The sequence below is a fragment of the Streptomyces sp. NPDC008238 genome, from assembly GCF_042956445.1.
In the GTDB taxonomy this organism is placed as follows: domain Bacteria; phylum Actinomycetota; class Actinomycetes; order Streptomycetales; family Streptomycetaceae; genus Actinacidiphila.
This window is the reverse complement of record NZ_JBIBGK010000006.1, coordinates 55862-70565: the sequence shown is the minus strand read 5'-3', so window position 1 is coordinate 70565 and position 14704 is coordinate 55862. Positions and strand designations below refer to the sequence as shown.

Genomic DNA, 14704 nt, shown 5'->3' with positions numbered 1-14704 from the left:
TGCCGGGGCGGCCGCGCGCCGCCGGGTGGGCCGGGCCCCCTCCCCCGTGACCCCAACGGAGCACGGGGCGCCCCCGGCGCGGTCCGCGGGGGCGCCGGAGGGGCCCGGCCGGCACCGTGATTCAGCGGCGGCGCGCAGCGATCGCCTCGTGGACCATGCCGACGAGCAGCTCGTCCGCGTGCGGGCGGCCGAACTCGGCGGCGGCGCGGGACATTTCGTACAGCCGGTGCGGATCGGTCAGGACCGGCAGCACGTTGCCGAGCACCCACTCCGCGGTGAGGTCCGCGTCGTCGACGATGACGCCGCCGCCGGCCTTGACGACCGGCTGCGCGTTCAGCCGCTGCTCGCCGTTGCCGATCGGCAGCGGGACGTACGCGGCCGGCAGGCCCACCGCGGACAGCTCGGCCACCGTCATGGCGCCGGCCCGGCAGAGCATCATGTCGGCGGCGGCGTAGGCGAGGTCCATCCGGTCCAGGTAGGGGACCGGGATGTACTGCGGCATGCCGGGCATGTTGTCGGCGTGCGGGAGCTCGTTCTTCGGGCCGACCGCGTGCAGGATCTGGACCCCGGACTGCTGCAGGCGCGGGGCGACGGAGGCGATCACCTCGTTGAGCCGCCGGGCGCCCTGGGAGCCGCCGGAGACCAGCAGGGTCGGCAGGGTCTGGTCGAGGCCGAAGGCGGCACGCGCCTCCGCGCGGACCGCGGCGCGGTCGAGGGTCGCGATGGACCGGCGCAGCGGGATGCCGACGTAGCGGGAGTGCCGGAGCTTGCTGTCCGGGGTGCTCACGGCCACGTGGGTGGTGTAGCGGGAGCCGATCTTGTTGGCGAGGCCCGGACGCGCGTTGGCCTCGTGCACCACGATCGGCACGCCGAGCCGCTTGGCGGCCAGGTAGCCGGGCAGGGCGACGTAGCCGCCGAAGCCGACGAGGGCGTCGGCCTTGGTGCGCTCCAGGATCTGCTCGGCGGCCTTGATGGTGCCGCGCAGCCGCCCCGGGACGGTGATCAGCTCGGGGGTGGGCTTGCGTGGCAGCGGGACGGCGGGGATGAGCGCCAGCTCGTAGCCGCGTTCCGGCACCAGCCGGGTCTCCAGACCCCGCTCGGTGCCGAGTGCCGTGATCCCCACGGTCGGGTCCTGCCTGCGCAGGGCGTCGGCGAGCGCGAGCGCGGGCTCGATGTGGCCGGCGGTCCCCCCACCGGCGAGTACGACATGCACCGAAATTCACCGCTCTCCGGACGGCCGCCGTCTGACGAACCGCCTCATCGTCCGTGTCATTGCCCCCGGCCAGTAGCCGGGCCCCCGCGCGTTGAGCGCCGCTCGCGCGCCGGGCTCGCTCCTCGCGAACGAGATGAGCAGCCCGATCGCGAACATGGTCGGCAGGAGGGCCGAGCCCCCGTAGGAGAACAGCGGGAGCGGGACACCGGCGATCGGCAGCAGGCCGAGCACCGCACCGATGTTGACCACGAACTGGGCCGTGATCCACGTCGTCACGCCTCCCGCGGCAAACCTGACGAAGGAGTCCTCCGTTCGACCGGCCACGCGGATACCCGCATAGCCTAGAGCCGCGAAGAGGGCGAGCACCGACAGCGTGCCCGTCAGCCCCAGTTCCTCCCCGGTCACGGCGAAGATGAAGTCGGTGTGCGGTTCGGGCAGTTGGCCCCATTTCTCCACGCTCGCACCGAGCCCGGAACCGAACCATCCGCCCGAGGCGAGGGCGTAGATCCCGTGCACGGCCTGCCAGCAGCCGCCACCGGGAGTGACGTCGGTGGCGCCGATGCAGGCCAGCCGCTCCATGCGGTTGCCGCTGGTCTTGATCAGCAGGAAGCCGATCACCCCCGCGACGCCCAGCACCCCCGCGAACAGCCGGGTGGGGGCACCGGCGATCCACAGCAGCCCGAACAGGATCGCGGTGAGGATGATCGCGGTGCCCATGTCACCGCCGAGCATGATCAGGCCGAGCAGCAGGAAGGCCACCGGCACCAGCGGGATCAGCAGGTGCTTCCACTGGACGAGGAGCTTCAGGTCCTCCTTGCGGGCCAGCAGGTCTGCGCCCCACAGGACGAGCGCGAGCTTGCCGAACTCACTGGGCTGCAGCTGGAACGGGCCGCCGAGATAGAGCCAGTTCTGGTTGCCGTTGACGGACTGCCCTATCCCCGGCACCTGGACCAGGGCCATGAGGAACACCGAGCCGACGAGCAGCGGGTACGACAGCGTGCGGTGCAGCCGTACCGGCACCCGCGAGGCCGCGACGAGCAGGCCGGTGCCGAGCACGGCCGCGAACAGCTGCTTGCGGAAGTAGTACGTCGACGGCAGCCCGTACTCCAGCGCCTTGATCTGCGAGGCCGAGAAGACCATCACCAGACCGAGCACGGTGATCAGCAGGCTGCTGCCGAGGATGACGTAGTACGCGGTGAGCGGGCGGTCCCAGGCGCGCATGGCGCGGTCCAGGACGACCCTGGCGCCGCGCAGCGCGCTGCCCCGCGGCGCCTTCCCGCCGGGCGTACGCGCCCCCGGGGCGGCCGCCCCGGGGCGCGGCGGCGCCGACCGCGCGGGGCGGGCGGGCGCCTTGAGGGCGTTGCGGGAACGAGAACCGGAGGCGTCGCCGTGGTCGGCTGCCGTCATGTCCCCTCCTAGGTCGCGGTACGGGCCGGAGCGGCTCCGGCTACTGCCCGGCGCCGGGCGCCCGCAGATCCCGTACGGCCTCCGCGAAGGCGTTTCCGCGAGCCTTGTAGTTCGCGAACATGTCCATCGAGGCGCAGGCCGGTGCCAGGAGCACCGTGTCCCCCGGCTGGGCGAGGTCCCGCGCGGCGTGGACGGCCGCCGCCATCGCCCCAGTGTCGGTGCGGTCGAGGTCGACGACCGGGACCTCGGGGGCGTGTCGCGCGAGCGCTTCACGGATGAGGGCACGGTCCGCCCCCATCAGCACGGCGCCGCGCAGCCGCTTGGCCGCGGTCGTGACCAGTTCGTCGAACGTCGCCCCCTTGGCGAGGCCGCCGCCGATCCAGACGATGTGCTCGTACGCGGCGAGGGAGGCCTCGGCGGCGTGGGTGTTGGTGGCCTTGGAGTCGTCGACGTAGTCCACGTCGTCGATCCGGTCCACGTGGGCGATGCGGTGGGCGTCCGGCCGGAAGGCGCGCAGGCCGTCCCGGACGGCGGCCGGCGCGACGCCGAACGCGCGGGCGAGGGCGGCCGCCGCCAGGGCGTTGGCGATGTTGTGCGGCGCCGGCGGGTGCACGTCGGAGACCTCGGCGAGCTCCTGCGCGTTCTTGTGCCGCTCGGGCGCGAAGGCCCGGTCGACCAGGATGCCGTCGACGACCCCGAGCTCCGAGGGCCGCGGGCTGCCGAGGCCGAAGCCGATCGCGCGGCAGCCCTCCTCGACGTCGGCCTCGCGCACCAGCGCCTCGGTGGCCGGGTCCGCGAGGTTGTAGACGCAGGCGACGACATTGCCCTCGTAGATGCGGCCCTTGTCGGCGGCGTAGGCGGCCATGGAGCCGTGCCAGTCGAGGTGGTCCGGGGCGAGGTTGAGCACCGCGGCCGAGTGCGGGCGGACCGAGGGGGCCCAGTGCAGCTGGTAGCTGGACAGCTCCACGGCGAGGACGTCGTACTCCTCGCCGGACAGCACGACGTCCAGCACGGGCGTGCCGATGTTGCCGACCGCCGCGGTGCGCAGGCCCGCGGCGGTCAGGATCGAGGCGAGCATCTGCACGGTCGTGGTCTTGCCGTTGGTGCCGGTGACCGCCAGCCAGGGCGCCGCCGAGGGGCCGCGCAGCCGCCACGCCAGCTCCACGTCGCCCCACACGGGCACGCCCGCGGCCTCGGCGGCCGCGAAGAGCGGGGCGGCGGGCGGCCAGCCGGGCGAGGTGACGATCAGTTCGGTGCCCTCGGGCAGGGTGCGGCCGTCCCCGAGCCGGACGGTGACGCCCAGCGCCTCCAGTTCGGCGGCCTGCGCCCGGGCCGGCTCGTCGTCGCCGTCGTTGACGACGGTCACGAGGGCGCCGAGGGCGTGCAGCGCCTTGGCGGCGGGCACCCCCGAGACGCCCAGGCCGGCGACGGTGACCCGGCGGCCCGGCAGGCCGAGCCGCCCGGCCGCCTCGACGGCGGCCGGCGGGGGGCCGTCCTTGAGGGGGCCGGGTTCCTGCCCGGGGGCCGACGTCACTGCGCGGCCACCCAGCCCGCGTAGAAGAGACCGAGGCCGACGGCCATGCACATGCCCTGGATGATCCAGAAGCGGACCACGACCAGGACCTCGCTCCAGCCCTTGAGCTCGAAGTGGTGCTGCAGTGGCGCCATGCGGAAGACGCGCTTGCCGGTCAGGCGGAAGGAACCGACCTGGATGACCACGGAGAGGGTGATCAGGACGAAGAGGCCGCCCAGGATCGCCAGCAGCATCTCGGTGCGGGAGCAGATGGCCAGACCGGCCAGGGCGCCGCCGAGCGCGAGCGATCCGGTGTCGCCCATGAAGATCTTGGCCGGCGAGGTGTTCCACCACAGGAAGCCGAAGCAGGCGCCCATGAGCGCGGCCGCCACGACCGCGAGGTCGAGCGGATGCGGTACGTCGTAACAGCCGGGCCCCGCGGTGATGACGTTGGAGCAGGACTGGCCGTACTGCCACACGCCGATGACGGTGTACGAGGCGAAGACCATCACCGAGGCGCCGGTGGCCAGGCCGTCGAGGCCGTCGGTGAGGTTCACGCCGTTCGACATCGCGAGGATCATGAACAGCGCCCAGATCACGAAGATCACCGGGCCGAGGGACCACCCGAAGTCCTGCGTGAAGGACAGCCGTGTGGAGGCCGGGGTGACGCCCCGGGAGTCGGCGAACTGCAGCGACAGCACCGCGAAGGTGATGCCGACGATCAGCTGACCCGCCATCTTGGCCTTGGCCCGCAGACCGAGGCTGCGCTGCTTCACGATCTTGATGTAGTCGTCGAGGAAGCCGACCACGCCCAGACCGGTGAAGAGGAAGAGCACCAGCACGCCGGAGATCGTCGGGCGCTCCGAGGTGATGACCTTGGTGAGCGCGTACGCGACGAGCGTGGCCAGGATGAACGCGATGCCGCCCATGGTGGGCGTACCGCGCTTGCTGTGGTGCTCCTTCGGGCCGTCGTCCCGGATGAACTGCCCGTAGCCCTTGCGGGCCAGCAGCTTGATCAGCATCGGGGTGCCGATGAGGGACAGGAACAGCCCGAGTACGCCCGAGACCAGGATCTGGTTCATTACTGAGCGCCCCCGCCCTCGACGCCGTCGAGCAGCGCGAGTGCGACCCGCTCCAGGCCGACCGCCCTCGATGCCTTCACCAGCACGACGTCCCCCGGACGCAGTTCACTGCGCAGCAGGTCGATCGCCGCCTCAGCGTCGGACACGTGCACCGACTCCTCACCCCACGAACCCTCGTTGTAGGCGCCCATTTGCACCCAGGCGGCCGCCTGGCCGCCGACTGCCACGAGCTTGCTGACGTTGAGCCGGACGGCGAGCCGTCCGACAGCGTCGTGCTCCGCGAGGGCCTCCCCGCCGAGCTCCGCCATCTCGCCCAGCACCGCCCACGTGCGTCCCCCGCGTGCCTCTGCGGCACGCCCCATGGCCGCGAGCGCGCGCAGGGCGGCTCGCATGGATTCGGGGTTCGCGTTGTAGGCGTCGTTCACGACCGTCACGCCGTCCGGCCGTTCGACGACCTCCATGCGCCAGCGGGACAGCGTGCCCGCTTCGGAGAGCGCGGTGGCGATCTCGTCGACGGGCATGCCGAGTTCACGGGCTACGGCGGCCGCGGCAAGCGCGTTCGACACGTGGTGCTCACCGTACAGGCGCAAGGTCACTTCGCTGCACCCGGTAGGTGTTGTGAGCGTGAAGACGGCCTGACCTCGGTCGTTGAGGCGGACGTTCTCGGCGCGGACGTCGGCGTCGGCGGACTCGCCGAACAGCACGATGCGCGCCTTGGTGCGGGATGACATGGCGCGTACGAGGGGATCGTCCGCATTCAGCACCGCGACGCCGCCGTCGGCGGCGTCCGGCAGCGCCTCGACCAATTCGCCCTTGGCCCGGGCGATCTGCTCGCGGCCGCCGAACTCGCCGATGTGGGCGGTTCCGACGTTGAGGACGACGCCGATGCGCGGCGGGGTCAGTTCGGTGAGGTAGGCGATGTGGCCGATGCCGCGGGCGCCCATCTCCAGCACCAGGTGCCGGGTGGAGGCGTCGGCGCGCAGCGCGGTCAGCGGCAGGCCGATCTCGTTGTTGAGGGAGCCGGGTGTCCAGACGGTCGGGGCGAGCCGCTTGAGCACCTGTGCGGTGAGGTCCTTGGTGCTGGTCTTGCCCGCCGAACCGGTAAGCGCCACAAGGGTGGCGCCGAGCCGGTCGATGACGTGCGCGGCCAGGGCGCCGAGGGCGAGCTGGACGTCGTCCACGACGATCGCGGGCACGCCGACCGGCCGGGCGGCCAGCACGGCCGCCGCTCCGGCCGCGACGGCCTGCTCCGCGTAGTCGTGGCCGTCCACGCGCTCGCCCTGGAAGGCGACGAAGAGGCCGCCCGGCGTCACCTTGCGGGAGTCGATCTCCACGGACCCGGTGACGGGCACCGTCGGGTCCGGTATGTCGTGCGTGCTCCCGCCGACCGCGTGTGCGACCTCGGCGAGGGTGAGTGGGATCACAGCTGGTCCTGGTCCTTCTCCTGTGCTGGTGTGGCGGCGGCCCGTTCGATGGCCGCGCGCAGCACTTCTCGGTCGTCGAAGGGGCGTACCACTCCGGCGATGTCCTGGCCCTGCTCATGGCCCTTGCCGGCCACCAGTACGGTGTCGTCCGGCCGGGCCAGGGCGACGGCGGTCGCGATGGCCGCCGCCCGGTCGGGTTCGACGACGACATGGCCCCGCTCGTGCGCGGGCACCCCGGCCGCTCCGGACAGCATCGCGGTGAGGATCGCGAGCGGGTCCTCGGAGCGGGGGTTGTCGGAGGTCAGCACGGCCGTGTCGGCCAGCCGTGCCGCGGCGGCGCCCATGGGGCCGCGTTTGGTCTCGTCGCGGTCCCCGCCGCAGCCGAGGACGATGTGCAGGCTGCCCTTGGTGACCTTGCGCAGGGCCCGCAGCACCGATTCCACGGCGTCGGTCTTGTGGGCGTAGTCGACGACCGCGAGGTACGGCTGCCCGGCGTCGACGCGCTCCAGCCGGCCCGGGACGCCCGGGACGGCGGCGACGCCCTGGGCGGCCGCCTGCGGGTCGATCCCGGCCACCGCGAGGGCGGTGATCGCGGCGAGCGCGTTGGCGACGTTGAAGGGCCCGGGAAGGGGCGAGGCGGCCTCGATCCGCACGCCGCCCGGGCCCACCACGGTGAAGGTGGAGCGCAGCGGCCCGGTCACCACGTGCTCGGCGCGCCAGTCGGCGTCCGGGTGGCCCTCGGCGGAGAAGGTGGTCACCGGGACCTGGGACTCGCGCACCAGGCGGCGGCCGTACTCGTCGTCGAGGTTGACCACCCCGGTCCTGCTGCGGCGCGGGGTGAACAGCTGCGCCTTGGCCTGGAAGTAGTCCTCCATGCCCGAGTGGAACTCCATGTGCTCGGGGCTGAGGTTGTTGAAGACGGCGACGTCGAAGACCGCGCCGTCGACCCGGCCCAGCACCAGGGCGTGGCTGGAGACCTCCATGACCAGGGCCTCGATGGCGCGCTCGCGCATCACCGCGAAGAGCGCCTGCAGGTCCGTGGCCTCGGGGGTGGTGCGCTCGCTCTTGAGCCGCTCGTCGCCGATCCGCGACTCGACGGTGCCGATCAGCCCCGTCCGGTCGCCGTGGACGGCCCGCAGGCCGCCCTCGATGAGGTAGGCCGTGGTGGTCTTGCCGGAGGTGCCGGTGATGCCGATCTGCAGCAGCGCGTCGCCCGGGCGGCCGTAGATCTCGGCGGCCAGGTCCCCCATCCGGGACCGGGGGTCCTCGACGGTCAGCACCGGCAGGCCGGTCGCGCGGGCGCGGTCGGCGCCCGCCGGGTCGGTGAGGATCGCGGCGGCCCCCAGTTCGGCCGCCTGCGGGGCGAAGTCCGCGCCGTGGAAGCGGGCGCCGGGCAGGGCGGCGTAGAGGTCTCCGGGGCGGACGGCGCGCGAGTCGTGCGTGATCCCGGTGACCGGGGCGGCACCGGGCGCGGGCGGCTCCACGCCCAGCCGCGCGGCCAGTTCCGCGGGCGGTACGGGCCGGACCTGGGTGGGGCGGGGTGCGCCCGGCTGCCGTGGTTCGGGGCCGGGGGACTGATCAGCGAGTGACACGGCCGTGAGAGTACCCGGCGGGCCGGGCTCCGGGCCAAAAGCCCCTCGCCGGGCTTCCGGCCTGCCGCTTCCTCCGGTACGGTCCGCGTGCGCGGGGCTACCGCCCGTACCCGCCGCTGTGGGGTCGTGTCCGTTCACGGCCGCCGTTCCTTCCTCCCCTGGCCGCCGGTCACGGCTTCGCGGGGTCCCACTCGACCGGCAGGTTCGGGGCCTTGACTCCGCTCGGCGCCACCTGCAGGGACTTCAGGGCGAACTCCATGACCCGCTTGAACACCGGGCCGCAGATCTGACCACCGAAATAACTGCCGCGGGTCGGGTTCTGGATCACGCACGACACGGTCAGCCGGGGGTCGTCGGCCGGGGCGAACCCCATGAAGGAGGCCGTGTAGCCACTGTAGGTGCCCGTTTCCGGGTCCACCCGGTTGGCCGTGCCGGTCTTGCCCGCGACGCGGTACCCCGCGATCCGGGCCTTGATGCCGGTGCCCTGCTCGTCGCCGACCACGGACTCCAGCATGGTGGACAGCGTCCTGGCGGTCTTCGTGCTGACCACCCGGTTCTTCGCCGGCACCGGGGACGGGACGAAGCGGCCGTCCGGGCCGGTCGTGCCGCGCACCAGGCTGGGTTCGACCCGGACCCCGCCGTTGGCGATCGTCGAGTAGACCGAGGTGGCCTGCAGCGCGTTGAGCGACAGGCCCTGCCCGAAGGGGATGGTGTACTGCTGGGACGCGTTCCACTTGTCCGGCCTCGCCAGGATGCCGGGCGTCTCCCCGGGGAACCCGACCCCCGTGGGCCGCCCGATGCCGAATTTCCTCAGATATGAGTAGAGGACGCGGTTCGCCTGCTTCTGGTTCTTGCCGAGCTGCTCGGCCGCCAGGATCGTGCCGATGTTGCTGGACTTGGCGAGCACGCCGTTCAGCGTCAGGTGCCAGGTGCCGTGGTCCACGTCGTCGTGGAAGACCCGGTCGGCGCGCGGCAGGGTGCCGGGCACCGTGACGTGGGTGTCGGGGGCGGCCACGCCCTCGTCGAGGACCGCCGCCATGGACATCAGCTTGCTGACACTGCCCGGCTCGTACGCGTCCTGCAGGGCGGCGTTGCCGAGGGCGGTGGGGTCGGCCCGGGTCAGGTCGTTGGGGTCAAAACCGGGTGCGTTGGCCATGGCCAGCACCTGCCCGGTGCGGGTGTCCTGGACGATGACGTAACCGCGGTCGGCGTCGGACGCGCGCACCTGCTGGGTGATCGCCCGCTGGGCGGCCCACTGGATGTCCCGGTCCAACGTCAGCTCCACGTCGGTGCCGGGCTCGGCGGCGCGCTCCTGCACGCTGGCCGTCGGCACGCGGCGGCCGCCGGACTGGGCGTAGGTGACGGTGCCGTCCTTGCCGGCGAGCGCCTTGTCCAGGCGGCTCTCCAGACCGCCGCCGCCCGTGCCGGAGGCGCTCACCCAGCCGATCACGCCCGCCGCGAGGTCGTTCGCCGGGTAGACGCGCTTGGCGTGCCGGAGCCGGAAGACCCCGGCGAGGTAGTTGACGCCGTCGCCCTTCTCCGCCCGGTCGGCGAGCGCGCTCTGCAGGTCCTTGATCTGGTTCCAGACCTGCGGCGACTGCTGCCGGGCGATGATCTCGTTGCGGGACCCCGGGTAGTTGGCGAGCTGCTTCGCGATCTTCTTCTCGTCCCCGTCGACGATCGGCGCCAGCAGTGCGGCGGCGCGCGCCGGGGCGTCGTCGGCCTCCGCGTACTCGGGGGCGAAGAGCATCGGGTCGGCCGTGATGTCGTACGCGTCGACGGTGGTGGCCAGGTCGACGCCGTTGCGGTCGGTGATCGTCCCCCGCTCGGCGGCGAGGGTCACCTTCACGTTCCGGTTGACCTCGGCCTTGGCGGCGTACGTCGCGGCGTCCACGGCCTGCACCTGGAAGAGCCGGATGACGAAGGTCAGCATCACCAGGGTCAGCGCGATGCTGACCAGCCGCAGGCGGGGGCGGGGCCGGCCCAGCCGCAGCAGCGGGGCGCCGGCCGGGGTGACCGGGCGCGGCGGCCTGCGCCGCGGCGGTACGGTCGCGCGGCCGGAGCGGGCGCGGGCGGCCCCGGCGTCGCGTTCGCGTGCGCCGGCCGGCCTGCGCGCGCCGGGGGTGCGGCCGTGCGCCACGGCGGAGGTGCCGGGTTTCTCCTGGCCGGGGGCGGGCCTGCGGGCGCGCGGGTCGCGGCCCGTGCCGCGGGCGGCCCGGGCGGCCTCCTCGCGCGGCCTGGCGCCGCGTGCCCCGGCGGCCCTGCGCGCCCCGGCCTGCTGCCCCGGGGGCGTCCTGCGGCGGGGCTCCCCGCCCTCGCCGTCGCGTGCGGGGGTTCCGGCGTCGCCCTCGCGTCCGCGCGGCACCGGGCGGCGCCGAGGGGTGGCCCCACCGCCCTCACCGCGGTCGGCGCGGCCCTGGGCGCCTGGCCCCGGACGGCCCGCGCCCTTGTCGCGGTCGGCGCGTTCACGCCGCTCGCCCCGCTCGCCCCTGTCGCGCGGTGGCTCCCCGTCACGGGTCACCACGCCCCGGCACCTTCCCGGCCGGCCGGGCGGGCGGATCGAGGCGGGAGGGCACGGGGCCCCGGAGCTGCGGTCACGGGGTCTCCTTCGGGCTCGTGCTGGGCTTGGCGGAGGGCGTCGGGCCCAGGGAGGCGGCCGCGGAGCCGCTGGGCGCGACGGTGGCCGGCGCCGTGCTCGGGCTGGGCGCCGGCACGTAGGGCGCGGCACCGGGCTTGCCGAGGACGGTGCCGTCGGGGGCGAGGAAGGCCGGGTTGCCGCCGGGGACCATGCCCAGTTCGCGGGCCTGCCCGTCCAGCGCGTCCGGCGCCGAGTACCGGTCGACCTCCTGCTGCAGCGCCTGCTCCTCGTCGGTGTACTGGGTGGTCTTCTTCTGCAGCTCACTGAGCTTGAAGGAGTCCCGGTTCACCGCCGAGTTGAGCAGCAGCAGGGTGATCAGGCCGCCGCCGAGCAGCAGCACGATCAGCAGCACGAAGGGCGAGCGCGCCGCCGAGCTGCGCCGCCTCACGCCAGGGCCTCCCGGATCCGCTGGGCGCCGCGCAGCCGGGCCGGTGCGGCCCGGCGGTTGGCGGCGATCTCGTCCTCCGTGGGCAGTTCGGCGCCGCGGGTGAGGAGCTTGAGCCGCGGCTGGTACTGCTCGGGCACCACGGGCAGCCCGGGCGGCGCCGTGGTGGCCGCGCCGGCCGCGAGGACGCCCTTGACGAGGCGGTCCTCCAGGGAGTGGTACGAGAGCACGGCGATCCGGCCGCCGACGGCGAGCGCGGCGACGGCCGCCGGGATGGCCCGCTCCAGCACCGTCAGCTCCCCGTTGACCTCGATGCGCAGCGCCTGGAAGGTGCGCTTGGCCGGGTTGCCGCCGGTCCGCTTGGCGGCCTGGGGCAGCGCCTCGCGGATCAGCTCGACCAGCCGGGCGCTGGTGCTGAAGGGTTCGCGTGCGCGCTCGCGGACGACCGCCTCCACGATCTTGCGGGCGAACTTCTCCTCACCGTATTCGCGCAGCACCCGCACCAGCTCGCCCGGGGGGTAGGTGTTGAGGACCTCGGCGGCGCTGATGCCCGCGGTCTGGTTCATGCGCATGTCCAGCGGCGCGTCCTGGGCGTAGGCGAAGCCGCGGTCCGCCTCGTCCAGCTGCATGGAGGAGACGCCGAGGTCGAACAGGACGCCCTGCACCTTGGGGACGCCGAGCCCCGCCAGCACCTCGGGGATCTCGTCGTAGACCGCGTGCACCAGGGTGGCCCGGTCCCCGTACGGCGCGAGCCGCTCGCCGGCGAGCTTGAGCGCGGCCGGGTCGCGGTCGACGGCGACCAGCCGGACCTCGGGGAACCGCCGCAGCAGCGCCTCGCTGTGCCCGCCGAGGCCGAGGGTGGCGTCCACGACCACGGCGCCCGGCGTGCCGAGGGCGGGGGCCAGCATGTCCAGGCAGCGGTCCAGCATGACCGGGACGTGGCGTGGCTCGGACGGGGTGGTGCTCATGAAGCCCTTCTCATCTGCTCTCGGGGACGTACCACTGGGTCCCCGCCCGCTCGTGGGCGGCCATCTGGCACCGGGGAAGGAGTGCCAGCGGACCGGGGAGCGGGAGGAGGCCGAGCGTCACGTACTCGTACGTGAGTCATCAGGCTACGGGCGAGGTCACGGTAAGCCGGGAGGCACCTCCTGGGACAACGCCGAAAAGGCGTCCTCCTGACCCGCCAGATAGTCCTCCCAGGCCGCCGCGTCCCACACCTCGACCCGGGTGTTGGCGCCGATCACCGCGCAGTCGCGGCGCAGTCCCGCGTAGTCGCGCAGGGGCTGCGGGAGGGTGACCCGGCCCTGCTTGTCGGGGACCTCGTCGTGGGCGCCGGCGAAGAGCACGCGCATGTAGTCGCGTGCCGCCTTGGAGGTGAGGGGGGCCCGGCGGAGCTCCTCGGTGAGGGCGCGGAAGCCCTCGACCGGCCATACGTACAGGCAGCGCTCCTGGCCCTTGGTGATGACCAGGCCGTCCGCGAGCTGCTCGCGGAACTTCGCGGGGAGGACCAGCCGGCTCTTGTCGTCCAGCCGTGGCGCGTACGTCCCGAGGAACATCCGCACCTCCCGCACTTGGCTGGCGACCCACTTCGCGCCACTTTACTCCACCGGTCCCCACGGTCAACGAGAAGCCTGCCCTGGCGCGGGCGCCCGCGTGGGCCCCGCCGCCCGAATCACCCGCACGGGCGAGCGCGCGCGACGCCTGTGGGTTACCTCACAGTGGACCGGTTTGACCGAGATTTGCCGGACGCCACAGCAGGTCGGAACGGACCGTGCCCTCTACGGTCGTGTCATGTCGATAAACGCGCATCAGTCCGCGGTTCCCGCAGGCACCGGCACGGCCTCCGTCACCGACCGGCTGGTCGAGGCGAACCGGCGCTACGCCGAGCAGTTCCGCGACCCCGGCATGGACGCCCGCCCCGTCCTGAAGGTGGCCGTGGTCGCCTGCATGGACGCCCGGCTCGACCTGCACAAGGCGCTGGGCCTGGAACTCGGCGACTGCCACACCATCCGCAACGCCGGCGGCGTGGTCACCGACGACACCATCCGCTCGCTGACCATCAGCCAGCGCGCCCTCGGCACCAGCTCGGTCGTGCTGATCCACCACACCGGCTGCGGCCTGGAGTCGCTGACCGAGGAGTTCCGCACGGAGCTGGAGGAGGAGGTGGGCCAGCGTCCGACCTGGGCGGTGGAGTCCTTCCGCGACGTCGACCAGGACGTGCGGCAGTCCATCCAGCGGGTCCGGACCTCGCCCTTCCTGACCCACACGGACGATGTGCGGGGGTTCGTGTTCGACGTGCACACCGGCCTGCTGCGCGAAATCACAAACGAGTAACGGAAGCGGAGTGACGCGGAGCATAGTTGAAGGAGAGAATGCTTCGTGTAACGGGGAGGGCCGGTCCAGGGATGACCGCGACCCTAGGAACGGGCCGAGGAGAACCGGGTGACGACCTATGACGCGCGAGCGAGCCTCAGCGATCTGACTGCCACGGCGGACCGCGTACGCCGGTCGGTGGAGAACGTGATCGAGGGCAAGCCCGAGGTCGTACGGACTGCGCTGACGGTGTTGCTGGCCGAGGGGCATCTGCTGATCGAGGATGTGCCCGGCGTCGGCAAGACCATGCTTTCCAAAGCGCTCGCACGGTCGATCGACTGCTCGGTGCGGCGCATCCAGTTCACGCCGGACCTGCTGCCCTCGGACATCACCGGGGTCAGCGTCTTCGACCAGCAGCGGCGGGACTTCGAGTTCAAGCCGGGCGCGATCTTCGCGCAGATCGTCGTGGGCGACGAGATCAACCGCGCGTCGCCCAAGACGCAGTCGGCGCTGCTGGAGTCGATGGAGGAGCGGCAGGTCACCATCGACGGCAGCACGTATCCACTGCCGAGCCCCTTCATGGTCATCGCCACCCAGAACCCGGTGGAGATGGAGGGGACGTACCCGCTGCCCGAGGCGCAGCGGGACCGCTTCATGGCCAGGGTCTCCATCGGCTACCCCAGCATGGAGGCCGAGCTGGAGATGCTGGACGTGCACGCGGGCGCCAGCCCGCTGGACGACCTGCAGCCGGTCGCCCACGCGCACGAGATCGTCAAACTGGTCGACGCGGTACGGACGGTGCACGTGTCCGCGGCCGTACGGCACTACGCGGTGAGCCTGGTCTCGGCCACCCGGGACCATGCGGACCTGAGGCTCGGCGCCTCCCCGCGCGCCACGCTGCACCTGGTGCGCGCGGCCCGTGCGGCGGCGGCCCTGGACGGACGGGACTACGTCCTGCCCGACGACGTCCAGTCGCTGGCCTCGGCCGTGCTGGCGCACCGTCTGCTGCCCACCGCACAGGCCCAGTTGAACCGGCGCACACCGGAGCAGGTCGTCGCGGAGATCGTGCAGCGCACGCCGGTCCCGGACCCGTACGGCAGCCGGTGACCCGGACGACGGGCGGGGGCGCTGGAGGTG

At 73.1% G+C, this 14704-nt stretch carries 12 protein-coding genes; 2 read left to right on the top strand and 10 right to left on the bottom strand.

Translation table 11 applies throughout. The features are described 5' to 3' along the window. Positions 1–121: 121 nt before the first annotated feature. From murG to mraZ, 10 genes are all read right to left on the bottom strand, one after another. Complete coding sequence (murG, locus tag ACFZAU_RS16180) at positions 122–1213, bottom strand: undecaprenyldiphospho-muramoylpentapeptide beta-N-acetylglucosaminyltransferase (RefSeq protein WP_499607796.1); 1092 nt, start codon at positions 1211–1213, stop codon at positions 122–124. Between the two features lie 6 nt (positions 1214–1219). Then, positions 1220–2620 carry a putative lipid II flippase FtsW gene (ftsW, locus tag ACFZAU_RS16175; RefSeq protein WP_500459513.1) on the bottom strand — a complete coding sequence of 467 codons (1401 nt, stop codon included), beginning with the start codon at positions 2618–2620 and terminating at the stop codon, positions 1220–1222. Positions 2621–2660: 40 nt separating this feature from the next. Next, positions 2661–4070 carry a UDP-N-acetylmuramoyl-L-alanine--D-glutamate ligase gene (murD, locus tag ACFZAU_RS16170; protein ID WP_500552826.1) on the bottom strand — a complete coding sequence of 470 codons (1410 nt, stop codon included), beginning with the start codon at positions 4068–4070 and terminating at the stop codon, positions 2661–2663. An 80-nt stretch (positions 4071–4150) separates the two neighbouring features. Then, positions 4151–5215, bottom strand: a complete 1065-nt coding sequence (gene mraY / locus ACFZAU_RS16165; RefSeq protein ID WP_018557111.1) for a phospho-N-acetylmuramoyl-pentapeptide-transferase — start codon at positions 5213–5215, stop codon at positions 4151–4153. Next, the gene (locus ACFZAU_RS16160) at positions 5215–6639 is read right to left on the bottom strand and encodes a UDP-N-acetylmuramoyl-tripeptide--D-alanyl-D-alanine ligase (protein ID WP_499607789.1); all 1425 of its coding nucleotides are present in this window, start codon (positions 6637–6639) and stop codon (positions 5215–5217) included. The genes mraY and ACFZAU_RS16160 overlap by 1 nt, the downstream gene beginning before the upstream one ends. Beyond that, the gene (locus tag ACFZAU_RS16155; RefSeq protein WP_500552685.1) at positions 6636–8231 is read right to left on the bottom strand and encodes a UDP-N-acetylmuramoyl-L-alanyl-D-glutamate--2,6-diaminopimelate ligase; all 1596 of its coding nucleotides are present in this window, start codon (positions 8229–8231) and stop codon (positions 6636–6638) included. The genes ACFZAU_RS16160 and ACFZAU_RS16155 overlap by 4 nt, the downstream gene beginning before the upstream one ends. Before the next feature lie 169 nt (positions 8232–8400). Beyond that, positions 8401–10755, bottom strand: a complete 2355-nt coding sequence (locus ACFZAU_RS16150; protein ID WP_500552684.1) for a peptidoglycan D,D-transpeptidase FtsI family protein — start codon at positions 10753–10755, stop codon at positions 8401–8403. A gap of 70 nt (positions 10756–10825) precedes the next feature. After that, a complete protein-coding gene (ftsL, locus tag ACFZAU_RS16145; RefSeq protein WP_500552683.1) occupies positions 10826–11257 on the bottom strand; it encodes a cell division protein FtsL in 432 nt (143 codons plus the stop codon). After that, positions 11254–12222: a 16S rRNA (cytosine(1402)-N(4))-methyltransferase RsmH gene (rsmH, locus tag ACFZAU_RS16140; RefSeq protein WP_500552682.1), complete on the bottom strand. Its 969-nt coding sequence runs from the start codon at positions 12220–12222 to the stop codon at positions 11254–11256. Before rsmH ends, ftsL begins: the two co-directional genes overlap by 4 nt. Positions 12223–12378: 156 nt before the next feature. After that, positions 12379–12810 carry a division/cell wall cluster transcriptional repressor MraZ gene (mraZ, locus tag ACFZAU_RS16135; protein ID WP_499607774.1) on the bottom strand — a complete coding sequence of 144 codons (432 nt, stop codon included), beginning with the start codon at positions 12808–12810 and terminating at the stop codon, positions 12379–12381. 235 nt (positions 12811–13045) lie between these two features. Between mraZ and ACFZAU_RS16130 the strand changes: the two genes are divergently transcribed. Together ACFZAU_RS16130 and ACFZAU_RS16125 are read left to right on the top strand one after the other, a co-directional pair. Continuing rightward, the gene (locus ACFZAU_RS16130; RefSeq protein WP_499607771.1) at positions 13046–13588 is read left to right on the top strand and encodes a beta-class carbonic anhydrase; all 543 of its coding nucleotides are present in this window, start codon (positions 13046–13048) and stop codon (positions 13586–13588) included. Positions 13589–13696: 108 nt separating this feature from the next. Next, a complete protein-coding gene (locus ACFZAU_RS16125; protein WP_500459517.1) occupies positions 13697–14674 on the top strand; it encodes an AAA family ATPase in 978 nt (325 codons plus the stop codon). Positions 14675–14704 lie beyond the last annotated feature (30 nt).

Bases quoted from the DNA above. Each gene is read 5' to 3' on its own strand.
- mraZ (WP_499607774.1), bottom strand. From the start codon at position 12,810: ATGTTCCTCGGGACGTACGCGCCACGGCTGGACGACAAGAGCCGGCTG.
- ftsW (WP_500459513.1), bottom strand. From the start codon at position 2,620: ATGACGGCAGCCGACCACGGCGACGCCTCCGGTTCTCGTTCCCGCAAC.
- mraY (WP_018557111.1), bottom strand. From the start codon at position 5,215: ATGAACCAGATCCTGGTCTCGGGCGTACTCGGGCTGTTCCTGTCCCTC.
- ACFZAU_RS16130 (WP_499607771.1), top strand. From the start codon at position 13,046: ATGTCGATAAACGCGCATCAGTCCGCGGTTCCCGCAGGCACCGGCACG.
- rsmH (WP_500552682.1), bottom strand. From the start codon at position 12,222: ATGAGCACCACCCCGTCCGAGCCACGCCACGTCCCGGTCATGCTGGAC.